General features: G+C 67.5%; 22 protein-coding genes. 7 read left to right on the top strand and 15 right to left on the bottom strand.

Going from position 1 to position 22,499, the window contains the following annotated elements; genetic code table 11:
• The 5 genes from BDK63_RS13095 to BDK63_RS13075 form a co-directional block, all read right to left on the bottom strand.
• Positions 1 to 185, bottom strand: a 185-nt coding sequence (locus BDK63_RS13095; protein WP_183332678.1) for an acyl-CoA dehydrogenase family protein, incomplete at its 3' end; no start/stop codon positions are given.
• Positions 186 to 226: 41 nt separating this feature from the next.
• A complete protein-coding gene (locus BDK63_RS13090) occupies positions 227 to 1,369 on the bottom strand; it encodes an acyl-CoA dehydrogenase family protein (RefSeq protein ID WP_183332676.1) in 1,143 nt (380 codons plus the stop codon).
• Positions 1,370 to 1,378: 9 nt separating this feature from the next.
• Positions 1,379 to 2,575: an acyl-CoA dehydrogenase family protein gene (locus tag BDK63_RS13085; RefSeq protein ID WP_183332674.1), complete on the bottom strand. Its 1,197-nt coding sequence runs from the start codon at positions 2,573 to 2,575 to the stop codon at positions 1,379 to 1,381.
• Positions 2,572 to 3,468, bottom strand: a complete 897-nt coding sequence (locus BDK63_RS13080; protein WP_183332672.1) for an enoyl-CoA hydratase/isomerase family protein — start codon at positions 3,466 to 3,468, stop codon at positions 2,572 to 2,574. The genes BDK63_RS13085 and BDK63_RS13080 overlap by 4 nt, the downstream gene beginning before the upstream one ends.
• 44 nt (positions 3,469 to 3,512) lie before the next feature.
• Positions 3,513 to 4,286: an enoyl-CoA hydratase gene (locus BDK63_RS13075; RefSeq protein ID WP_183332670.1), complete on the bottom strand. Its 774-nt coding sequence runs from the start codon at positions 4,284 to 4,286 to the stop codon at positions 3,513 to 3,515.
• Between the two features lie 242 nt (positions 4,287 to 4,528).
• Here BDK63_RS13075 and BDK63_RS13070 point away from each other — a divergent pair, with 242 nt between their 5' ends.
• The 6 genes from BDK63_RS13070 (at position 4,529) to BDK63_RS13045 (ending at position 10,961) form a co-directional block, all read left to right on the top strand.
• Positions 4,529 to 6,172 (top strand): AMP-binding protein, encoded by a 1,644-nt coding sequence (locus BDK63_RS13070; protein WP_183332668.1) that lies wholly within the window; start codon positions 4,529 to 4,531, stop codon positions 6,170 to 6,172.
• A 42-nt stretch (positions 6,173 to 6,214) separates the two neighbouring features.
• Positions 6,215 to 6,982 carry an SDR family NAD(P)-dependent oxidoreductase gene (locus tag BDK63_RS13065; protein ID WP_183332666.1) on the top strand — a complete coding sequence of 256 codons (768 nt, stop codon included), beginning with the start codon at positions 6,215 to 6,217 and terminating at the stop codon, positions 6,980 to 6,982.
• Between the two features lie 46 nt (positions 6,983 to 7,028).
• Entirely contained in the window at positions 7,029 to 7,820 is a 792-nt protein-coding gene (locus BDK63_RS13060; protein WP_183332664.1) for an enoyl-CoA hydratase-related protein, read from the top strand.
• Between the two features lie 111 nt (positions 7,821 to 7,931).
• On the top strand, positions 7,932 to 9,071 hold the full coding sequence (aliB, locus tag BDK63_RS13055) for a cyclohexanecarboxyl-CoA dehydrogenase (RefSeq protein WP_183332662.1): 1,140 nt from the start codon (positions 7,932 to 7,934) through the stop codon (positions 9,069 to 9,071).
• A 71-nt stretch (positions 9,072 to 9,142) separates the two neighbouring features.
• Positions 9,143 to 9,640, top strand: a complete 498-nt coding sequence (locus tag BDK63_RS13050) for a MarR family winged helix-turn-helix transcriptional regulator (protein ID WP_183332660.1) — start codon at positions 9,143 to 9,145, stop codon at positions 9,638 to 9,640.
• A gap of 91 nt (positions 9,641 to 9,731) precedes the next feature.
• Positions 9,732 to 10,961 (top strand): ABC transporter substrate-binding protein, encoded by a 1,230-nt coding sequence (locus tag BDK63_RS13045; protein ID WP_183332658.1) that lies wholly within the window; start codon positions 9,732 to 9,734, stop codon positions 10,959 to 10,961.
• Between the two features lie 196 nt (positions 10,962 to 11,157).
• Here the strand turns inward: BDK63_RS13045 and BDK63_RS13040 are convergent, their stop codons facing one another.
• From BDK63_RS13040 to BDK63_RS13005, 8 genes are all read right to left on the bottom strand, one after another.
• The gene (locus BDK63_RS13040) at positions 11,158 to 12,408 is read right to left on the bottom strand and encodes a benzoate/H(+) symporter BenE family transporter (protein WP_183332656.1); all 1,251 of its coding nucleotides are present in this window, start codon (positions 12,406 to 12,408) and stop codon (positions 11,158 to 11,160) included.
• Between the two features lie 95 nt (positions 12,409 to 12,503).
• Entirely contained in the window at positions 12,504 to 13,286 is a 783-nt protein-coding gene (benD, locus tag BDK63_RS13035) for a benzoate diol dehydrogenase BenD (RefSeq protein WP_183332654.1), read from the bottom strand.
• The gene (gene benC, locus BDK63_RS13030; protein WP_183332652.1) at positions 13,283 to 14,308 is read right to left on the bottom strand and encodes a benzoate 1,2-dioxygenase electron transfer component BenC; all 1,026 of its coding nucleotides are present in this window, start codon (positions 14,306 to 14,308) and stop codon (positions 13,283 to 13,285) included. Before benC ends, benD begins: the two co-directional genes overlap by 4 nt.
• 33 nt (positions 14,309 to 14,341) lie before the next feature.
• Positions 14,342 to 14,830, bottom strand: a complete 489-nt coding sequence (gene benB / locus BDK63_RS13025) for a benzoate 1,2-dioxygenase small subunit (RefSeq protein WP_183332650.1) — start codon at positions 14,828 to 14,830, stop codon at positions 14,342 to 14,344.
• 14 nt (positions 14,831 to 14,844) lie between these two features.
• Positions 14,845 to 16,212 carry a Rieske 2Fe-2S domain-containing protein gene (locus tag BDK63_RS13020; RefSeq protein ID WP_183332648.1) on the bottom strand — a complete coding sequence of 456 codons (1,368 nt, stop codon included), beginning with the start codon at positions 16,210 to 16,212 and terminating at the stop codon, positions 14,845 to 14,847.
• An 85-nt stretch (positions 16,213 to 16,297) separates the two neighbouring features.
• Positions 16,298 to 17,272, bottom strand: a complete 975-nt coding sequence (gene catA, locus BDK63_RS13015; protein WP_183332647.1) for a catechol 1,2-dioxygenase — start codon at positions 17,270 to 17,272, stop codon at positions 16,298 to 16,300.
• 66 nt (positions 17,273 to 17,338) lie between these two features.
• Entirely contained in the window at positions 17,339 to 17,629 is a 291-nt protein-coding gene (gene catC / locus BDK63_RS13010) for a muconolactone Delta-isomerase (protein WP_183332645.1), read from the bottom strand.
• A 31-nt stretch (positions 17,630 to 17,660) separates the two neighbouring features.
• A complete protein-coding gene (locus BDK63_RS13005; RefSeq protein ID WP_183332643.1) occupies positions 17,661 to 18,779 on the bottom strand; it encodes a muconate/chloromuconate family cycloisomerase in 1,119 nt (372 codons plus the stop codon).
• 104 nt (positions 18,780 to 18,883) lie between these two features.
• Here BDK63_RS13005 and BDK63_RS13000 point away from each other — a divergent pair, with 104 nt between their 5' ends.
• Positions 18,884 to 19,786, top strand: coding sequence for a LysR family transcriptional regulator (locus tag BDK63_RS13000; protein WP_183332641.1), 903 nt, complete (start codon positions 18,884 to 18,886; stop codon positions 19,784 to 19,786).
• A 9-nt stretch (positions 19,787 to 19,795) separates the two neighbouring features.
• Here BDK63_RS13000 and BDK63_RS12995 read toward each other — a convergent pair whose 3' ends face one another.
• Together BDK63_RS12995 and gcvT are read right to left on the bottom strand one after the other, a co-directional pair.
• Complete coding sequence (locus BDK63_RS12995; RefSeq protein ID WP_183332639.1) at positions 19,796 to 21,175, bottom strand: L-serine ammonia-lyase; 1,380 nt, start codon at positions 21,173 to 21,175, stop codon at positions 19,796 to 19,798.
• Between the two features lie 106 nt (positions 21,176 to 21,281).
• On the bottom strand, positions 21,282 to 22,397 hold the full coding sequence (gcvT, locus tag BDK63_RS12990) for a glycine cleavage system aminomethyltransferase GcvT (protein WP_183332637.1): 1,116 nt from the start codon (positions 22,395 to 22,397) through the stop codon (positions 21,282 to 21,284).
• Between the last annotated feature and the right edge of the window lie 102 nt (positions 22,398 to 22,499).

The raw sequence follows: 22,499 nt of genomic DNA, 5'->3' as shown, positions 1-22,499 counted from the left end.
GTCTCGCCCATCTCGCGGAAGATGGCCGGGTCGGTCTGCTCGTGGCGGAAGGCCTCCAGCACGCGGGGGGCGAGCTTGTCGGCGGCGAACTGGGCCGCGCTCTGCTGCACCATGCGCTCCTCTTCGGTGAGCTGCTGGTCGAGGAGCAGCGGGTCTTGCCAGTGGAAGGCGGGCATCTGGGACATGTCGAAGGTTCCTGTGCGTGTTGTGGGGGCGCTGACCGACGTCAGCTGGCCTCGAGAAGGTCGGCGTAGGCCTTGAGGTGGCGGTCGTCATCGCCGAAGCGGTGGCCGAGCATCACCAGGTGGCGGGCATGGTGGGCGAGGCTGTACTCCCAGGTCATGCCGATACCGCCGTGAAGCTGGATCGCCTGCTCGGCGATGAACTGGGCCGCGCGCTTGACCACGTGCTGGGCGGCGATCAGCTGGCGGCTGCGCTCCTGGCTTGCCGGCTCGTCGGCCACGCAGGCGGCGAGGATGGTCATGGAGGTGGCCAGCTCGAGCTCAGTGGTCATGTCCACCATGCGGTGCTGGAGCACCTGGAAGCGGCCGATGGGCTTGCCGAACTGCTGGCGGGTCTTGAGGTAGTCCAGGGTCAGCTCGCAGGCCTGCTGCATGCTGCCCAAAGCCTCGGCGCACTGGGCCGCCATGGCGTGCCCCAGCTGATGGCCCAGGGCCTCGAAGGCGCCACCGGCTGCGCCCAGCAGGGCGTCATCGGCCAGCATCACACCCTCCAGGGTGAGGTCGCAGGCCCAGGGACCTGCCATGGTGGGATAGGCACGGCGCTGCACGCCCTCTGCAGCCGGGTCGACCAGGAACAGCGAGAGACCGTCGCACTCGCCGGGCTCCCCCGCCGTGCGCGCCACCACCAGGATGCGGTGGGCGGCCTGGCCGCCGATCACCACCGACTTGCGGCCAGTCAGCCGCCAGCCGTCGCCGGCACGCTCGGCCCGGGTCTCGGTCCACTCGGGGCGATAGTGGGTGCGCGGCTCCTCGCTGGCCACCGCGAGCAGGAGCTCGCCTGCCGCCAGGGCAGGCAGCAGCGCCTCGCGCTGTGACTCGCTGCCCAGCGCCTGCACCAGGCCGCCGCCGAGGATCTGCGACTCCAGGTAGGGTTCCAGGCAGAGGCCGCGGCCGAGCTCCTGCATCACCACCAGGTTCTCGACCCCGCTGCCGCCCATGCCGCCATGAGCCTCGTCGATGGGCACCGCCAGCACGCCGAGTTCGGCCAGTTGGGCCTGGAAGGCCTCGCTGAAGCCCGGCGCGCTGCGCCGCACCTGGTCGCGCTGTTCAAAACCGTAGTGCTCCCTGACCAGCCGGGACAGCATGTCCTGCAGCATCTGCTGCTCGTCACTGAATGAAAAGTCCATGGTGGCCTCCTATAAGCCCAGTTGGGCCTTCGCCAGGATGTTCTTCTGGATCTCGTTGGAGCCGCCGTAGATCGACAGCTTGCGCAGGTTCAGGTACTGGGCAGCCGGCGCCACGCTGTAGTCGGCGTGCAGCGGCTCGCCGTCGTGCTCGAGCTGCAGCTCTTCGGCCAGGAACGGCAGGGCATGGGGGCCCAGCACCCGGCGGGCGAGGTCACTGATCGCCTGGCGAATCTCGGAACCGGTGATCTTGAGGATCGAGCTCTCCGCGCCTGGCACACCGCCGGCCTGGGCCCGGGCAAGGATGCGCAGGGTGCTCATCTCCACCGCCATCAGGCGCATCTCCACCTCGGCGAGGCGCTGCCGCAGCAGGGGATCCTCCAGCGCCGGACGGCCCTCGATCACCTCGTGGCGGGCGATCTCCTTGAGGTGGGCCAGAGCCGCCTTGGAGATGCCGATGCCGGCCTGGCCGGTGCGCTCGTGGGTCAGCAGGTACTTGGCGCAGGTCCAGCCGTCGTTCTCCTCGCCCACCCGGTTCGCCACCGGTACCCGGACGTTGTCGAAGAACACCTCGTTGACCTCATGGGCGCCGTCCAGGGTGATGATCGGCCGCACCGAGATCCCGGGGCTCTCCATGTCGATCAGCAGGAAGGAGATGCCCGCCTGAGGCTTGGCCTCCGGGTCGGTGCGCACCAGGCAGAAGATCCAGTTGGCGTGCTGGCCCAGGGTGGTCCAGGTCTTCTGGCCGTTGACGATGTAGTGGTCGCCCTCCCGCACCGCCCGGGTCTTCACCGCGGCCAGGTCGGAGCCGGCGCCCGGCTCCGAGTAGCCCTGGCACCACCAGTCGCTGCCGTCGAGGATGCGCGGCAGGTAGTGGGCCTTCTGCTCGGGGGTGCCGAATTTGATGATCACCGGCGCCACCATGTTGACGCCGAAGGAGATCAGCCGCGGCGCACCCGCCGCCGCACACTCCTCCTCGAAGAGGTGCTTCTCCACCACGCTCCAGCCGGTGCCGCCGTACTCCAACGGCCAGTTGGCGGCGTACCAGCCGCGGCGATGGAGGATCGCCTGCCAGCGCTGGTGATCCTGCTTGGAGAGCTTCTTGCCGAGCCGCACCTTGGCGGCGATATCGGCAGGCAGTTCGTCCGCCAGGAAGGCCCTGACCTCATCGCGGAAGGCCAGCTCCTGTTCGCTGAAATGGATATTCATGCGGTGGTCCCTCTTGTGTTGTCTCCGCCGCCGTCGGCATTGAGCGAGCGGCTGTGGCGGCCGCGAGCCAGGAAGGCCTCGACCTTGGCCTGGCGCTGGGGCGAGGCCAGGCACTCCAGGAAGAGCTCGCGCTCGCGGGCGAGCGCCTTGTCGAAGGGGTGGGTCATGGCCGCCTCCAGGGCCTCGACGGCCTTGAGGGGGGCCAGGTCGCCCGAAGCGGGCAGCGCCAGCGCCTCGCGCTGGGCGGCCAGCCACTCGAGCGGCGCCTCGTGGGTCGCGAGGAGCTCACGCTTACGCGTGGGGCGCACGCCCTGGCCGACCAGCTCCGCCGCCATGACCAGGCGCGCCGCCTCAGGGGTATGGCCCTCGTCGGCCACGCCATCCACCAGCCCCAGCTCGCGGGCCTGTCGGGTGCCGATGGGCTCCCCGGAGAGGATCATCTCGAGGGCCGCCTCCAGCCCGATGAGGCGCGGCAGACGCTGGGTGCCGCCGGCACCGGGAATCAGCCCCAGCTTGACCTCCGGCAGGCCGAAGCGCGCATCGGGCGCGGCGAGGCGGTAGTGGCAAGCCATCGCCAACTCCAGTCCGCCCCCCAGGGAGACGCCGTGGAGCCAGGCCACCACGGGCTTGGACGAGCTCTCGATGGCATGGATCACCTCGGGCAGCACCGGGAACTGGGGCGGCTTGCCGAACTCCTTGATATCGGCGCCGGCGGAGAAGCAGCGACCGCCGGACTGCAGCAGGATCCACTCCAACCGGGGGTCCTCCAGGGCGTCGTCCAGGGCCGCCACGAGCCCCGACCGGACGGCCTGGCTCAGGGCATTCACCGGCGGGCTGAAGAGCGTGATCAGGCCGCAGCTCTCATGTCGGGTCAGGGTGACGGGGTTGCACATGGCGCTTTCTCTCCCGGTGGTTGTTGTCGGCCGAGCCAGGGGGCTCAGCGATGCCGCCAGACCGGCGGGCGTTTCTCGATGAAGGCCTGCATGCCCTCCTTCTGGTCCTCGGTGGCGAAACTGGCGTGCAGCAGCCGGCGCTCGAAGCGCACCCCTTCGGCCAGGGTGGTCTCCTGGGCCCGCTCGACGGCCTCCTTGTTGAGACGCACCGCCACCGCGGACATCGAGGCGATCTGGGCCGCCGCGGTCATCGCCTCGTCCAGCAGCCGTTCCGCCGGCACCACCCGGCTCACCAGGCCGCTGCGCTCGGCCTCGTCGGCCGCCATCAGGCGACCGGTCAGGCACAGGTCCATGGCCTTGGCCTTGCCGATGGCGCGGGTCAGCCGCTGGGTGCCGCCGGCGCCGGGCAGGGTGCCCACCTTGATCTCGGGCTGGCCGAAGCGGGCCGTGTCGGCGGCGATGATCAGGTCGCACATCATGGCCAGCTCGCAGCCGCCGCCCAGAGCCATCCCGGCCACCGCGGCGATCACCGGCTTGCGGCAGCGGGTCACCTCTTCCCAGTCACTGGTGATGAGGTCCGAGAGATAGGCCTCGGAGAAGGTCAGCGACTGGATCTCCTTGATGTCGGCCCCGGCGGCGAAGACCCGCTCCCCGCCGGTGATGACCATGGCGCCGATGGCGTCGTCCTGCTCGAAGGCGCGCAGCGCGCAGCCCAGCTCGCGCATCAGCGCCCCGTTCAGGGCGTTGTGGGCGTCGGGCCGGTGGAGGGTGATCACACCGATGGCGCCCGTGCGCTCGACCCGCAGATTCTCGTACATGGATGCCTCCAGAGTGCCGTGGCCGGAAGGGCTCCCCGGCGCGATTCATGACAGCGTGTTGTCGCATCGCTCGGTCCGGACCCGGCCCGACCTGCATCCGAGTCTAGCCAGCCTCAAAATAAAAGACAATGTATTGACATAGTTTTTATCCTGGCCTAGCTTTCTCCAAGGCGGCCGGCGATGGCGGCGCCTTTTTATCAAACGAGAATATGACCAAAAACAACTCACTTTCAGGAGCTTGCATGCCAATCCATACGAATCTGACGCCCGAGCGCAGAAAATCCATGGTCGAGCTAGGTGCCTGGAATGACAAGATCATTACAGACTATCTGGACGAGGCGGTGGCCTCCGCCGGGGAGAAGGCCGCCATCATCACCTACCGCATGGCAGACGGCAGCCGCGTCGAACTGAGCTACCGCGAGCTGAACGACAGGGTCACCCGCATCGCCGCGGGGCTGGCCGGCCTCGGCGTCAGGAAGGGCGATATCGTCTCCTGCCAGCTGCCCAACTGGTGGCAGATGACCGCGCTGCATCTCGCCTGCGTGCGCATCGGTGCCGTGCTCAATCCGCTGATGCCGATCTTCCGCGAGCATGAGCTGTCGTTCATGCTCGGCATGGCCGAGAGCAAGGTGCTGGTGGTCCCCCAGACCTTCCGCAAGTTCGACCACGGCGCCATGGCCCATGAACTCAAGCGCTCGCTGCCCAAGCTGGCGCATGTGCTGGTGATCGGCAGCGAGGGGGAGGACAGCTTCGAGCGGGTGCTGCTGGAACGCGCCTGGGAAACCGAGACCGATACCGCCGCCCTGTTCCGGGAGCGTCGCCCGTCGGGAGACGACGTGGTGCAGATCCTCTACACCTCCGGCACCACCGGGAAGCCCAAGGGGGTGATGCACACCTCCAACACCCTGTTCAGCCATATCCGCCCCTTCGCCGAGCGCCTGGCCCTGGGCGAGACGGACACCGTCTTCATGCCCTCCCCGCTGGCCCACCAGCTGGGCTTCCTCTACGGCCTGATGCTGCCCGTCTACCTCAAGAGCACCGCCGTGCTGCAGGACACCTGGCTGCCGGAAGAGGCCGTGGCCATCATCTGTGCCGAACGGCCCAGCCTGATGCTCGGCTCGACCCCTTTCCTTGCCGATATCGCCGAACAGGCCATCGAGCACGGCCCGGACCTGCAGTCGCTGACGCTCTTCCTTTGCGCCGGCGCGCCGATCCCCAGCCCCCTGGTGGAAAAGGCCGCGAAGAACCTGCCGACCCGCATCCTCTCCGCCTGGGGCATGACAGAGAACGGCGCGGTGACCACCACCCTGCCCGAGGACGACCCCGAGCGTGCCGTGCACACCGACGGCGTGCCGCTGCCCTATATCGAACTCAAGGTCACCGACATGGAGGGCAACCCCCTGCCCGCCGGCCAGGAGGGCCCCCTCTACATGCGCGGCTCCAGCCTCTTCGTCGGCTACTTCAAGCAGCCGGAGCTCTACGGGGTGGATGACGAGGGCTGGTTCCCCACCGGCGACTTGGCGCGCCTCGACGAGCAGGGCTATGTGCGCATCACCGGGCGCTCCAAGGACGTGGTGATCCGCGGCGGCGAGAACATCCCCATCGTCGATATCGAGAACACCCTCTACCAGCACCCGAAGATCCAGACCCTGGCCCTGGTGGGCAAGCCCGACGAGCGCCTCGGCGAGCGGCTGTGCGCTTACGTGACCCTCAAGGAGGGCGAGGAATCGCTGACCCTCGAGGAGGTCTGCACCTTCCTGACCGAGCGCAAGGTAACCCGCCAATACCAGCCGGAATTCCTGGAGGTGCTCGACGAACTGCCGCGCACCCCCTCCGGCAAGATCCAGAAATTCAAGCTTCGCGAGAGGCCCCTCCAAGGCGCCTGAAGCAGCCATCCCTATTCCCCACTACCCGAGCGGAGAGATGACATGAAAGGACTTGAGAACAGAACCGTGATCGTGACCGGCGGCGGCGGCGGCATCGGCCAGGCCGTTTGCAAGCGCTTCGCCGATCATGGCGCCAGGGTGGCGGTGCTCGACCGCGATGAGGCCGCCGCCCAGGCCACCGTCGAGCTGATCACTGAGGCCGGCGGCACGGCCCAGGCCTATGCCGCCGACATCACCGACTACGCCGCCATCGTCAGCACCGTGGCGAGCATCGAGCAGGATCTCGGCACCCCCACCGTGCTGGTCAACAACGCCGGCTTCGACCGCTTCATGCCGTTCCTCAAGACCGAGCCGGCCATGTGGGAGTCGCTGATCGCCGTCAACCTGACCGGTGCGCTCAACATGCACCACGTGGTGCTGCCGAAGATGGTCGAGGCCGGCGGCGGCCGGGTGATCAACATCGCCTCCGACGCGGCTCGGGTCGGCTCCTCCGGCGAGGCCGTCTACGCCGCCTGCAAGGCCGGCCTGCTGGGCCTGAGCAAGACCCTGGCCCGCGAACTGGCCAGCAAGAACGTCACCCTCAACGTGGTCTGCCCCGGCCCCACCGACACCGCCCTGCTCAAGGACGTGGCCGATACCGCCCGGGATCCGGAGAAGCTCCTCGAGGCGTTCCGCAATGCCGTGCCCATGCGCCGCATCGGCCAGCCCGAGGACTACCCCGGCATCATCACCCTGCTCGCCAGCGACGAGGCCAGCTTCATTACCGGCCAGGTGATCAGCGTGTCCGGCGGCCTGACCATGGCCGGCTAAGCGCCATCCACGTCCTTTATCCGCATCGAATGCCAGGAGCTCCGCGATGACCCTCTCAACGACAAACTACGAAGATATCCTCTACGACATCACCGATGGGGTGGCCACCATCACCATCAACCGCGCCGACCGCTACAACGCCTTCCGCGGCCAGACCTGCATGGAGCTGCTCGACGCCTTCAACCGCGCCGGCTGGGACAAGTCCATCGGCGTGATCGTGCTGACCGGCGCCGGCGACAAGGCGTTCTGTACCGGCGGCGACCAGGGCGCTCACGAAGGCCAGTACGACGGCCGCGGCATCATAGGCCTGCCGGTGGAAGAACTGCAGGCCCTGATCCGCCAGGTGCCCAAGCCGGTCATCGCCCGGGTCAATGGCTTCGCCATCGGCGGCGGCCATGTGCTGCACGTGGTGTGCGACCTCTCCATCGCCTCCGAGACCGCCATCTTCGGCCAGGTGGGCCCCAAGGTGGGCTCCGTGGACCCGGGCTTCGGCACCGCCTACCTCTCCCGCGTTATCGGCGAGAAGCGCGCCCGCGAGATCTGGTACCTGTGCCGCAAGTACAGCGCCCAGCAGGCGCTGGAGTGGGGCCTGGTCAACGCCGTGGTGCCGCCCGAGCAGCTCGACGAGGAGGTGCGCAAGTGGTGCGACGAGATCCTCGAGAAGAGCCCCACCGCCCTCTCCATCGCCAAGCGCTCCTTCAATGCCGACAGCGAGAACATCGCCGGCATCGGCGGCCTGGGCATGCAGGCGCTGAGCCTCTACTACGACACCGAGGAGTCGAAGGAAGGGGTCGCGGCCTTCAAGGAAAAGCGCAAGCCGGATTTTCGAAAATTCTAGCTCGCAAGCACTACAACGCCTGATGCCCCAAGCCGCTGACCACTGGCACTGACGACAAGTCGCCGCCGGCCCAGCGGGTCGGCGGCCTCCCCAGAGAGGATGGATACGGCCATGAACTTTGCCTTTACCGAACAACAGGACGCCATTCGCGAGAGCGTGGCCAAGCTGTCCGCCGACATGCTGGCCCCCCGCTATCGCAAGCGCGAGGAAGAGGCGCTCATCGAGCGCGAGATCGTCGAGATGCTCGGCGAGATGGGCTGCCTGGGCGGCGAGCTGCCCGAGGAGTACGGCGGCAGCGGCCTGGACTGCGTGACCAGCGGCGTGATCATCGAGGAGATCGCCCGCGGCGACTTCAACGTCGGCTACCTGCCGCTGCTGGCCTCGCTGAACGGCCAGATCATCGCCCACCATGCCCGCCCCGAGCTGGCCCGGGAGTGGCTCTCCGGCATCACCTCCGGCAGGAAGATCTGCTGCATCGCCCTGACCGAGCCCCACGGTGGCAGTGACGCCGCCAACCTGAAGCTGAAGGCGACCCGCGACGGCGACCACTTCGTGCTCAACGGCGAGAAGACCTCCATCTCCATGGCCGACCAGGCCGATGTGGCGGTGGTCTTCGCCCGCACCGGCACCCAGGAGCAGCGCGCCAGCGGCATCAGCGCCTTCCTGGTGCCCATGGACCTCCCCGGCATCACCACAAGCCGTTTCGAGGATTCCGGCCAGCGCGCCATTGGCCGCGGCTCGATTTTCTTCGACAATGTGGCCGTGCCCGCCGATCACATGCTTGGCGACGAAGGTCAGGGCTTCAAGCAGGTGATGCAGGGCTTCGACTACAGCCGCGCGCTGATCGGCCTGCAGTGCCTGGCGGTGGCCCAGCAGTCGCTGGACGAGACCTGGCAGTGGCTCACCGAGCGCGAGGCCTTCGGCCAGCCGCTGGCGGCCTTCCAGGGGCTGACCCACCCGCTGGCCGAGTACCAGACCTACGTCCAGGCCGCCCGCCTGCAGTGCTACTACGCCCTGTGGCTGAAGGACAACGACCTGCCCCACACCGCCGAGGCGGCCATGAACAAGTGGTGGGGCCCCAAGCTCGCCTTCGACGTGATCAAGCAGTGCATGCTGGCCCACGGCCATACCGGCTGGGGCGAGGACCTGCCCTTCTCGCAGCGCATGCGCGACGTGCTGGGGCTGCAGATCGGTGACGGCACCGCCCAGATCATGAAGAACATCATCGCGCGCCAGTCGGTACCCCGGTGAATGCCATCGTCGGGGCTAGGGGCTCCGCCCTCCACCTGTCGCCGCCGCTTTCCGACAAAGGAGTGCTACCCATGGCTGCCCAGGATGACAGAAGCGTCGCCAACCGCCTGTTCTTCCGCCTCTTCCAGGCCAGCAACATCCTGCAGAAGCAGACGGTGAGCGCCGTGGGTCTGACCACGGTGCAGTGGGCGGTGCTCGGGGCGCTCTCCCGCCGCGGCTACGAGGGGGGCATCGCCTTCAACGACCTGGTCGAGTACCTGATCGTCAGCCGCCAGAGCCTGGACGGCGTGCTCAAGCGGCTCGAGCGGGAAGGCCACGTGCGGCGCATCCCCCACCCCGACGATGGCCGCGCCCGGCTGATCCTGCTCACCGATCAGGGGCGCGCCTACTGGAAGAGCCTGCAGCCGCAGATCCATGACTTCTACGCCCAGGGGCTGAAGAGCCTGGGCTTCGACGAGACGGTCAGCCTGCTGCACTACCTCAACAAGCTCCAGAAGGATCTGGAGGCCATCCAACCCATCACAACCCGGGAGGCCCCCCCCTCAACCGAAGACACCATCGACACCTGACCGCTTCGCCGGCGCTTGCCGGCCACTTCCCCAACACCCCGAGTCACAACAACAATGGCCTCGCCGCTTCCGGTGAGGCAAAGGAGAACTCATGTCCAGACAACGTCACCCCCTGCTCAAGACCACCGCCCTGACCCTCGGCGCCGCCCTGCTGGCCGGCGCCGGCAGTGCCCATGCCGAGATCTCCGACGGCGCCATTCGTCTCGGCTATCTGGCCGACATGTCGGGCCCCTATCGCGACCTGGCCGGCCCCGGCGGCCTCGAGGCCATGCGCATGGCCATCGAGGAGCACGGCGGTGCGATCCACGGCGCCCCCATCGAGGTGTTCAGCGCCGACGACCGCAACAGCGCCGACGTGGGCGCCAACACGGTGCGCGAGTGGATCGACCAGCGCGACGTCGACATGGTCGGCGGCCTGGTGGCCTCCTCGGTAACTATCGCCGCCACCCGCCTGCTCGCCGACCATGACCGCATCGCCATGGTCTCCGGCGCCGCCGCGCTCGGCATCACCAACGAGCACTGCAGCCCCAACCATATCCAGTGGGTCTATGACACCCACGCCATGTCCAACGGCACGGCGCGGGCCATCGTCGAGGAGGGCGGCGAGCGCTGGTTCATCATCTCCGCCGACTACGCCTTCGGCCACTCCCTGGAGGCGGAAGTCTCCAACGTGGTCACCGAGATGGGCGGCGAGGTCGTCGGCACGGTGCGCCACCCGCTCAACAGCAACGACTTCTCCTCGTTCATCCTGCAGGCCCAGGGCTCGGGGGCGCAGATCGTCGGCCTGGCCAACGCCGGCGCGGACACCGTCAATGCCATCAGCACCGCGGGCCAGTTCGGGCTGGTGGAGTCCGGCCAGACCCTGGCCGGGCTGATGGTGTTCCTCAACGACATCCATGCCCTGGGGCTCGAGACCACCCAGGGCATGCAACTGACCACCGGCTGGTACTGGGACATGAACGACGAGGCGCGAGAATGGGCCCAGCGGTACCACGAGCGCATGGGCAGCATGCCTACCATGGTGCAGGCCGGGGTCTACTCCAGCACCCTCCACTACCTCAACGCCATCGAGGCCACCGGCAGCGATGACGCCGGCACCGTGCGAGCCTGGATGGGTGAGAACCCGGTCAACGACATCTTCACCACCAACGGCGTGGTCCGCGAGGATGGCCGCATGGTCCACGACATGTACCTGGTGGAGGTGAAGTCGCCCGAGGAGTCCGAGGGCGAGTGGGACCTCTATCGCGTGCTGCGCACCATTCCCGGGGAACTGGCCTTCCAGTCCCTGGAGAAGAGCCGCTGCCCGCTGATCAACCCCTGAGGCAAGAGGCAGTAAGCAAGAAGGGGCGCGGCCAGCCGGCCGCGCCCCCTTGCGTTGTGCCGAGAACCGCTCAGGCCGCCTGCACCTCGAGGCGCCGGCAATGACGCGACACCCATCCGCCAGGCAACGAAAAAGGGCCCGCATCGCCGAAGCGGATACGGGCCAAGGAGGATCGATTGACAGCTGCCGGGCCGGCTCAGTCGGCCGGCTGCTTCTTCAGGGGATGGGCGTTGCTGGCGAACTCGAAGTCCTTGGTCTCGAAGATCATCGAGACCACCACCCCCAGCACCAGGGCCCAGAAGGTGGCGCCGATATCCAGGATCTGGATGCCCGAGGCGGCGATCAGGAAGGCGAACAGCGCGCCCATCTCGTGCTTCCTGCCGGAGAAGGCGATGGCCATGGCCGAGGTGATCACCCGCATCAGGGCCAGGCCCGCAATGATGGCGATGAAATAGCGCGGCGTGGCCTCCAGCAGGCTCACCACGTAGCCATAGAAGGGGGCGGCCACCACGAAGATGGCGCCGGCCACCACCGCGGCGACCCAGCGCTTCTCATGGGTGCCCGCCTCCGGCGAGGAGCAGATGCCGGTCATGGGCGCGGCGATGCAGGTGCTGTGCAGGTTGAAGAAGGCCGAGACCATGGTGCCGAAGCCGCCCACGGCGGTGATCGCATTGGCCGGCACCTCCTTGTAGCCCATGCCCTTGATCAGGCCGACGCCGGCCGGGGTCTCCATGCCCACCAGGATGATCGCCAGCGGCAGGCCGTAGGCCAGAAAGGCGTTCAGGGTGAACTGGGGCATGATGAACTCGGGGAAGCGGATGGTTGCCTCGATGCCGGAGAGGTCCACCCCGGTGGCCATCAGGTAGCCGATCCCCGCCAGCATGGAGACGATCAGCGGCGGCACCTTGCGCAGCAGCCGGGCCGAGAGGAAGAAGGCCAGGATCATGACGGTCGCCGGTACGATGGCATTCTCCAGCGGGCGCACCATGTTGAGGCCGAAACTGAGAAGCATGCCGGCCACCATGCCCATGACGATGGGCATGGGCATCAGGCGCATGACGATGCCCATGACGCCCGAGAGACCCGCCACCAGCGAGATGGCCCCGGCGATCAGGGTCGCCCCCAGCGCCGCCTCCAGGCCCACCACGGGGATCACCGCGGCGAACATCAGCGCGCCGGGGATAGAGTTGGCCATGGGCATGGGCAGCCGGTAGTAGGCCGGCATGAAGATGCCGAACAGGCCGTTGATCATCAGGTAGCTGATGACCCAGATCATGATGAAGGAGGAGTCGAGCCCGGCGGCGGTGCCGGCACTGATGTGCACGACGCCGACGCTGAGCCCCAGGATACCCGCGACCAGGCCGGTGCTGGCGTTGTCGACGTTGAGGTCGCGGAGAAAGTCTCGTGGCGCGTGCCGCAGGCTCACGCCCTTCTCGATATGCTTCACGGTGAGCTCCAGGGGTGATGTTGTCGTTGGTATTGTGTCGATGGCTGTCAACAAAACGCACCGATCCGGCGTTGACCGAATCGGTGCGATGCTGGCTAGCCCTGGTCGCCGCCACCCACCGGCAGCACGCTGCCGGTGATGTAGCTGGCCTCGTCCGAGGCCAGGAACAGGATCGGCGCGGCCATCTCGTCCAGGGTGCCGTAGCGCTTCATCAGGCAGCTCTGCCTGGTCTGGTCGATATGCGCTTGGAACCAGGCCTTCTCCGTCTCGTTGCGGTGCTCCGGGGTGCCGCGGGAGATCTTCCGCGGCGGCGCCTCGGTGCCCCCGATCCCGGCGGCCGCCACGCGGATGCCGTGCTCGGCATACTCGAAGGCCAGGGATTCGGTCAGCGCATTGACGCCGCCCTTGGCCGCCGAGTAGGGAATCCGGTGGATGCCGCGGGTCGCCACGGAGGAGACGTTGACGATGACGCCACCGCCCTGCGCCACCAGGGTGGGCAGCACGGCGCGGCAGCACCACAGGGTCGGCATCAGCGAGCGGGTCACCTCGGCGGCGATCTCGCTCTCGCTGAACTCGGTGAACGGCTTGAAGTTGATCGCCCCGCCCACGTTGTTGATCAGGATGTCGATGCGGCCGAAGTGCTCGACGCTCTTCGCCATCACCTCGGCGGCGCCTGCCCAGGTCTCCAGATCGGCCTGCAACGCGATGGCGTCCACGCCCTGCTCGCCGAGCTCGGCGACCACCTCATGGATCAGGTCGGCACGGTCCACCAGGGCCAGGCGGGCGCCCTCGGCGCCGGCGCGCTCGGCGACCCGCTTGCCGATGCCCTGGGCGGCCCCGGTCACCACCATGACCTTGTCCTTGAAGCGCAGGTTCATGACTTGCTCCCCGCCTCGTTGGGGGTGAACTTCTCGTAGTGGAAGCTCTGCGGCACGATGCCCTGGGCGTCGAAGTGCTTGAGCACCGCGTCGACCATGGGAGGCGGACCGCACAGGTAGACGTCGACGTCGCCGTCGTGCATCACCTCGGCGTCCATGTGATGGGTCACGTAGCCCTTGCGCGGATGCTCGCTGGCCTCGTCCACCACCACGGTGGCGTAGGTGAAGTTGGGCAGCCTGGCGGCGAACGCGTCCAGGGCGTCCACCTTGACCAGATGATCGTCCTTGTTGACGCCGTAGATCAGGTGGATCGGCGCCTCGCAGCCCTTCTCCACCAGTTGGGAGAGCATGGAGAGGAAAGGCGCGAGGCCGGTACCACCGGCCAGCATCAGCACCGGGCGAGTGACCTCACGGATGTAGAAGCTGCCCAGCGGGCCGGTCAGGGTCAGGCGATCGCCTGCCGCTGCCCGGTCGCCGAGATAGCTGCTCATCACGCCGTTCGGGATGTTGCGGATCAGGAAGGTGGCCCGCTTCTCGCCCGGCAGGGAGCTGAACGAGTAGGAGCGATGCGCCTCGGTGCCCGGCACGTCGATATGCACGTACTGGCCGGGCAGGAAGGCGATCTCGGCGCCGTCATCCAGATCCACCACCAGCTCGATGCTATCCTCGGAGAGCTGCTCGACCGCGGCGACCGTGCCCTCGACCTTGCCCACCTCGGTCTTGCACAGGGTGGAGGCAACGGGGACCTGGATGACGCAGTCGGAGGACGGCACCATCTGGCAGGTCAGCACCATGCCGTCGGCGGCCTCCTCGTCGGAGAGCGCCTCCTCGATGTACTCGTCGCCCATGTCGAACTCGCCCTGCTCGCAATGGCCCTTGCAGGTGCCACAGACGCCGTCGGAGCAGTCCATCGGCAGGTTGACCTTCTGGCGGTAGGCAGCATCGAGAACCGTTTCACCTTCCTTGCAGCCGATGAAGCGGGTGACGCCGTCCTCGAAGTTGAGGGCAATGGTGTAGCTCATGGTCGTTCTCCTCCGACACCGGGTCTTCGTCTATCAGATGTGGTAGATATCGATGACCTGGTGGATATAGTCGTTGTTGAGTTGCACTACCTTGCGGGTGATCAGCGGGTTCTCGCCCGACACGTCCAGGGTGTAGAAGGAGCTCCCGAAGAAGGTCTGGGTCTCCTTGTAACGGTGGTTCAGGGTCTGCCAGTTGAAGCGCAGCTCCACCTTGCCGCCTTCCTCCTTGAGCACCTCGAGGTTGGTGATCTGGTGGGTGGTGCGCGGCTCCGGCGTGCTCGCCCCGCTGCGCTCGGTCTTGATCCGGTAGACCCGGTCCTCCAGACCCTCGCGGCTCGGGTAGTAGATCAGCGAGATCTCGCTGTGCGGGTCCCGGGTCAGCTGGTCGTCGTCGTCCCACGCCGGCATCCAGAACTCGACGTCCTTGCTGTAGCAGGTCAGCCACTCGTCCCACTGGCGGTCGTCGAGCAGGCGCGCCTCGCGGTACAGGAAGGCCTGGATCTCTTGGTAGCTAAGGCTCATCTCTCTTCTCCCCTTCAGGCCGATGCGGTGGCAATGAACTGGCTGCGTTCCTTCTCGATGGCGCGCAGCATCTCCTCGACCCAGTGCTTGTGGTGCAGCACGTAGAGGCCTTCGTCTTCCGGGGAGGCACCGCTGAGCAGCGGCTGCATGTCGATCGCCTTCGCATTGTCGTCGGCGCCTTCGATCCACTGCTTGGCCCCGCGGGAAAGGTCGTTCCACTCGGCCAGGGCGCCGTGGTAGCCGTCCTGACAGCCGCGGAACTCCTCGAGGTCGTCCGGGGTGCCCATGCCGGAGACGTTGAAGAAGTCCTCGTACTGGCGGATGCGCACGCGCCGGTTCTCGGCGGACTCGCCCCTGGGCGCGAAGCAGTAGATGGTGACCTCGGTCTCATCGACGCTGATCGGGCGCAGCACGCGGATCTGCGTGGAGAACTGATCCATCAGGTAGACGTTGGGGTAGAGGCAGAGGTTACGGGTCTGGTTGACGATGGAGTCGGCACGCGCCTCACCGAACTGCTCCTCGATCCACTCCTTCTGCTGGTAGACCGGGCGCACCTCGGGGTTGAGCAGGCGGGTCCACAGCAGCATGTGGCCGTTCTCATAGGAGTAGAAGCCGCCCTGGCTCTTGGACCAGCCGTCGGCGTCCACCGCCTTGGTGCCGCCGGCCTCGTAGTTGCGACGGTCCATGGTGGAGGCGTAGTTCCAGTGCACGGTGCTGACGTGGTAGCCGTCGGCGCCGTTCTCGGCCTGCAGCTTCCAGTTGCCCTTGAAGGTGTAGGAGGAGGTGCCGCGCAGCACTTCCAGCCCTTCCGGCGCCTGGTCGACGATGTTGTCGATGATCCTGGTGGTCTCGCCCAGGTACTCTTGCAGCGGCTTGACGTCGGCGTTCAGGCTGCCGAACAGGAAGCCCTTGTAGTTCTCGAAGCGCGGCACGCGCTTGAGGTCATGGGAGCCGTCCTGCTTGAAGCTGTCCGGGTAGGCGCCCACCTTCTCGTTCTTGGCCTTGAGCAGCTTGCCGTCGTTCTTGAAGGTCCAGCCGTGGAAGGGGCAGGTGAAGGTGCCCTTGTTGCCGCGCTTGCGACGGCACAGGGTGGCGCCGCGGTGGGCACAGGCGTTGATCAGGGCGTGCAGCTCACCGGCCTTGTCGCGGGTGATCACCACCGGCTGACGGCCCATGGTGACGGTCATGTAGTCGCCAGGCTCACTGATCTGACTCTCGTGAGCCAGGAACAGCCAGTTGCCTTCGAAGACGTGCTTCATCTCGAGCTCGAAGAAGGCCGGGTCGGTGAACATGCTGCGGTGGCAGCGGAAGATGCCGGCCTCGGCGTCGTCGACGACTGCACCGCGGACGCGCTCCTCAAGCTGGTCAAGTTTGCTGGTCATGGCGTAATCCTCATTGTCTTGTCGTGTCAGCGTGGGGCTGATCCGGCGCCCCACGCTGGGGCAACAAAAATGTTCCGGGTCTCGATCAGACCTTGGCGGTGCCGGCCAGCTGGCTGTGCTGGTCCTGCTCGTCTTCCTTGGCGCGCGGACGGGCGTGGCGGGTCTGCAGCTCGGCCACGTCGGTCTTGGCCAGCTCGATGTCGAACACCACCTCGGAGAAGGGGCCGTCCAGCTCGCGCTGGGCGATCACGCCCGCATCCTCGATGCGCTCGGCCGGCACCACCAGCTCCTCGCGGGTGGCGAAGGCGAAGTCGTCATAGGTGTAGGGGTCGCCCGCCAGGTTGATCTGGGTGGTCAGGTGCAGGTGGTTCGGCGCGGAGACGAAGTAGTGGATGTGCGCCGGACGCTCGCCGTGACGGCCCAGGGACTTCAGCACCAGGTCGGTGGGGGCGCCTTCCGGCACGCCGTAGCCGGACGGGATGATGCTGCGCGCGGTGTAGCGGCCTTCCGCGTCGGTAATGATGGTGCGACGCAGGTTGTACTCGCTCTGGGTCGGGTCGAAGAAGGAGTAGCCGCCCTTGGAGTTGGCGTGCCAGATCTCGACCTTGGCGCCGGCGATCGGGGTGCCGTCGACGTCACGCACCTGGCCGGTCAGCCACATGGTCTCGCCGTCCTGGTCCTTCCCGTCGTCCATACGCGCGAAGCCTTCGGCTTCCGGGGCGCCGGCGACATACAGCGGGCCCTCGATGGTGCGCGGGGTGCCGCCGACGCGCTTGGCCTCGGCGTCGATGGCGTCCTGGCGCATGTCCAGGTAGTGGTCGAAGCCCAGGCCCGGCGAGAGCAGGCCGAACTGGGTCTGGCCGCCCAGGGCGTTGAGCATGCTGACGGCGGACCAGTACTCCTCGGGGGTGACGTCGAAGTCGTCGATCAGCTTGAACAGGTCGGAGAGCAGGCGGTGCATGATCTGCTTCGCGCGCTCGTTGCCACCTTCCTGGTCGAAGCCGGCGACGGTCTTCAGGAAATCCTGGACGTCGGGGGTATCGAAAATCTTCACGGTCATGATGGGTAACCTCTGCGTTATCTCTTTGCTTCCGCCGGGGCGGGGCTGGCGTGATTCATCCGTGACTCAGGAGTCGTCCTCGCGGATGGAGGACGGGTGGCGACACAGCGGTTTGACGCTGATCTCCATGTAGGGGAAGAGGGGCAGGTTGGAGATGATCTCCTGCAGCTCGGCGTTGTCCTCGACGTCGAAGATGCTGACGTTGGCGTAGCTGCCGGCCACGCGCCACAGGTGGCGCCACTTGCCGGAGCGCTGCAGCTCCTGGGAATAGGCCTTCTCGGTGGCCTTGATCTCGGCGGCCTGTTCGGCTGGCATGGACGGGGGCAGCTTGACGGTCATTTCCACCTGAAACAGCATGGCGATCTCCTCCGGTTGTCGTGTCGGGTGCTTACTTGCGCGCGTAGTGCGCCAGCTTGTCTTCGTCGAGGGTGATGCCCAGGCCCGGGCCGGTCGGCAGGTCCACGCCGAACTCGCGGTAGTCGAGCGGCTCGACCACGATGTCGTCCTTGAGCAGCAGCGGGCCGAACATCTCGGTGCCCCAGGCCATCTCGGGCAGGGTCGCCCAGGCGTGCAGGGAGGCGGCGGTGCCGATGGTGCCCTCCAGCAGGGTGCCGCCGTAGAGGCCGATGCCCGCGGCCTGGGCCACGTGGGCCAGCTCCAGCACGCCGTTGATGCCGCCGGACTTGGCGATCTTCAGCGCGAAGGCGCCGCTGAAGCCGCCGCGGGCCAGGTCGAGGCCGTCGCGGGCGTCCTGCACCGCCTCGTCGGCCAGCATCGGCACGTTGAAGCGGTCGGCCAGGCGGGTCAGGCCGGCATGCTCGCGGGCGGGAATGGCCTGCTCGATCAGCTCGATGCCGGCGTCCTGCAGTGCCTGGATGCCGTAGACGGCGGTGGACTCGTCCCAGGCCTGGTTGACGTCGACGCGCACCCCGGCGCGATCGCCCAGGGCCTCCTTGATGGCGGCCACGTGGCGAACGTCGTGCTTCACCGGGTTGGCACCGATCTTCAGCTTGAAGTCGCCGTGGCGGCGCTGCTCGAGACGCAGCAGGGCCTCGTCGATGTCCTTGGCGGTATCGCCGCTGGCCAGGGTCCAGAGCACCGGCAGGTGGGTCTGGCGGGCGCCGCCCAGCAGCTCGGCCACGGAGAGACCCAGGCGCTTGCCCTGGGCGTCGAGCAGCGCGGTCTCCAGCGCCGACTTGGCGATCATGTTGCCGCGGGCATGGCGCTCGAGCCGGGCACGCAGGGCGTTGACGTTGCCGGAGGGCTGGCCGATCAGCAGCGGCGCCAGGTAGGTGTCGATGTTGCGCTTGATGCTCTCGGGGCTCTCGGGGCCGTAGGCCAGGCCGCCGATGGTGGTGCCCTCCCCCAGGCCCTCGATGCCGTCGCTGTGGCGCATGCGCACGATGACCAGGGTCTGGCAGGCCATGGTGGTCATGGAGAGCTTGTGGGGACGGATGGTCGGCAGGTCGACCAGCAGCGTCTCGATGGACTGGATAGTGGCGCTCATGAGGGCTCCCGATGCGGGCAGTAGGGTGATTGCATGGCAGTCTGATTGCAGCGGGAAGACGGAACCAATATTGTTTGGGTGCCCTGCCATACCCAGGAGGTATCATGGAGCTGCGCCATCTGAGGTACTTCTGTGTGGTCGCAGAGGAGCTCAACTTCACCAGTGCGGCCGAGCGGCTGCACATGTCACAGCCGCCCTTGTCCAGGCAGATCAAGCAGTTGGAGCAGGAAGTGGGGGCCGAACTGTTCGAGCGGGGACCGCGCGGCCTGCGCCTGACGGCCACCGGCAAGTTCTTCCAGCAGCATGCCCTGCAGATCCTCGAGAAGGTGGACGCCACCCTGGAGTCCACGCGCCGCATGGCCCGCAGCAAGCGCGTCATGTTCGGCATCGGCTTCGTGGCATCGGTGTTCTACGGGCAGTTGCCGCTGCTGGTTCGCGATCTGCGACAAAAGGATAATGTCGAACTGGGCCTGGCCGAGCTGACCACGGTGCAGCAGATCCAGGCCCTCAAGGCGGGACGCATCGACATGGGCTTCGGGCGCCTCCGGATCGACGACCCGGAAGTGGAGCAGGAGGTGCTATTCGACGAGCCGATCATGGCCGCGGTGCCCTGCGGCCACCCCCTGGAAGGCACCACGCCCACCCTGGCCGAACTGGCCCGCTACCCGCTGATCCTCTTCCCCGCCAAGCCCCGCCCCAGCATGGCCGATATCATGCTGGGCATGTTCCGCCGCCAGGGGCTCAAGGTGGAGGTGGTTCAGGAGGCCAACGAGCTGCAGACGGCGCTGAGCCTGGTGGCCTCGGAGATCGGCATCACCCTGGTGCCGGAACAGGTACGCCGGCTGCGCCGCGACGGCATCAGCTACATCTACCTGGCGGACCGCTCGCTCACCTCCCCGGTGATCTGCAGCCGCCGCCGCGGCGAGAAGCCCTCCCCGATCATGCAGGAGGCCAACGCCATCCTCGAGGTGCTGGTGGAGAACCGCCGCAGCGGGCGCTATCCCTAGGAAGTGGTATCAGCACTCGATGGCGTTGACCGCGAGCCCCCCCGTCGAGGTCTCCTTGTACTTCGACTGCATGTCCGCGCCGGTGTCGCGCATGGTCCGGATCACCTTGTCCAGGGAGATGAAGTGCTGGCCGTCGCCGCGCAGCGCCATCTGGGCGGCGTTGATCGCCTTCACCGAGGCGATGGCGTTGCGCTCGATGCAGGGCACCTGCACCAGGCCACCCACCGGGTCGCAGGTCAGCCCCAGGTTGTGCTCCAGGCCGATCTCGGCGGCGTTCTCCACCTGGTCGATGGTGCCGCCCATCACCTCGGTGAGCCCGGCCGCGGCCATGGCGCAGGCGGAGCCCACCTCGCCCTGGCAACCCACCTCGGCGCCGGAGATCGAGGCGTTCTTCTTGCACAGGATGCCCACCGCGCCGGCGGCCAGCAGGAAGTCCACCACGTCGCGCTCGCCCGCGCCCTTGCGGAACTGCATGTAGTAGTGCAGCACCGCCGGGATGATCCCCGCCGCTCCATTGGTGGGGGCGGTGACCATGCGCCCGCCGGCGGCGTTCTCCTCGTTCACGGCGAGCGCATAGAGGTTGACCCAGTCCATGGCCGACATGGTCGAGGCGATCAGCGAATGATCGTCCTGGCTGGCCAGCATGCACCGGTAGAGGGCCCTGGCGCGTCGCTTGACGTTGAGCCCGCCGGGCAGCACGCCCTCGGCTTCCATCCCCTTGCTGACACAGGCCTGCATGGCGTTCCAGATCTCGCCGAGGCCCTGGCGGATCTCGGCCTCGCTGCGCCACGCCTTCTCGTTCTCCAGCATCAGCTCGCTGATGCGCAGGCCGTGCTCGCGGCACAGCCGCAGCAGCTCTTCGGCGGTCTGGAACTCGTAGGGCAGCTCGGCGGTGTCGGCATCGAGCTCGCCCCGCTCGGCCTGGGCCTCGTCGATGACGAAGCCGCCACCCACCGAGTAGTAGGTGTTGCGATGGAGCTCCCCGCCGTGGCCATGGGCGATCAGCCGCATGGCATTGGGGTGGTGGGGCAGGTTCTCGTCGAGGAACTGCAGGTCGCGGGCCCACCGGAAGGGCACGCTGTGGCGGCTATCCAGGCGCAGGGTCTCCGACTCGACGACCTCCTCGATGCAGGGGGCGATGATATCCGGGTCGATGCGGTCCGGCCGCTCGCCCATCAGCCCCATGACCACCGCCCGGTCGGTGCCGTGGCCCCGGCCGGTGGCGGAGAGCGAACCGAACAGCTGGACCTCGACGCGCGCCACGCGCGTCAGCAGGTCATCCGCCTTCAGCTCGCCGACGAAATCGCAGGCGGCCCGCATGGGGCCCACGGTATGCGAGCTCGACGGCCCGATACCGATCTTGAACAGGTCGAAGACGCTGATTGCCATGTTGCACCACCCCGGGCTGCCCGGATGTTGTGAATCAAGCCGTGATTGACCGAGCAGGGCGGGCCGACCGCCGGGTGGCCCGCCTGCCCTGACAGCATAGCCGGCGTCACTTGCCGCGGTAGTAGCCCGGCGTGACGAAGGGCATCCTGCTCACCGTCATCGGCAGGCGCTTGCCGCGCACCTCGGCGTAGACGGTGGTGCCCACCTCGGCATTGGCAATGGTCACGTAGCCCATGGCCACCGGCTGGCCCACGCTGGGGCCGAAGCCGCCGGAGGTGACCACGCCGATGCGGTTGTCCTCGGCATCGAACAGCTCGGCGCCCTCGCGCACCGGGGCGCGCCCCTCGCCCAGCAGGCCGACGCGCCTGCGGGTGTGATCCTTCTCCGCCACCTGGTGCAGGATCGGCTCGGCGCCGGGAAAGCCCCCGGCACGCTCGCCGCCCGGGCGGCGCGGCTTGCCGATGGCCCAGATCAGCCCGGCCTCCACCGGCAGGGTCGTGGTATCGATGTCGTGGCCGTAGAGGCAGAGCCCCGCCTCCAGACGCAGCGAGTCGCGGGCGCCCAGGCCGATCGCCTCGACCTCCGGCTCGGCCAGTAGCCGGCGGGCCAGCGCCTCGGTCTGCCCGCCGTCCACCGAGATCTCGAAGCCATCCTCGCCGGTGTAGCCGCTGCGGCTGACCCAGACCGGAATGCCGTCGATCTCGAAGAGGCCATGCTGCATGAAGACCATCTCGCAGGCCTCGGGACAGAGCCGAGCCATCACATCGGCGGCCCGGGGTCCCTGGAGGGCCAGCAGGCCACGATCCAGTTCCTCGATCTCGTGGCCCTCGGGCAGGTGCTCGCGCAGGTGGGCAATGTCCTGATCCCGGCAGGCGGCGTTGACCACCAGGTAGAGGTGGTCGCCGGCGTTGACCACCATCAGGTCGTCGAGGATGCCGCCCGCCTCATCGGTGAACAGCGCATAGCGCTGCATGCCCTCGGGCAGGCCGACGATATCCGCCGGCACCAGGGTCTCCAGGGCCTCGGCGGGCGAAGGACCCCGCAGCAGCAGCTGCCCCATGTGGGAGACATCGAACAGGCCGCAGGCCTGGCGGGTGTGCTCGTGCTCCTTCTTCACGCCCAGCGGGAACTGCACCGGCATCTCGAAGCCGGCGAAGGGCACCATCCTGGCGCCCAGCTCGACGTGAAGGTCATACAGGGGGGTACGTTTCGGTTGGCTCATGGAGCATCTCCCTTTGGATAGCGTGGCAGCCGCGCCATCGAGGGCCTACGGCGCCGTCATGCCACTTAGAGTAGACGAAGTTTCTTATAGGAAACAATGGGC

The organism is Halomonas campaniensis, from assembly GCF_014193375.1.
Taxonomy (GTDB): Bacteria; Pseudomonadota; Gammaproteobacteria; order Pseudomonadales; family Halomonadaceae; genus Halomonas; species Halomonas campaniensis.
This window is presented reverse-complemented; position numbering and strand designations above follow the sequence as displayed.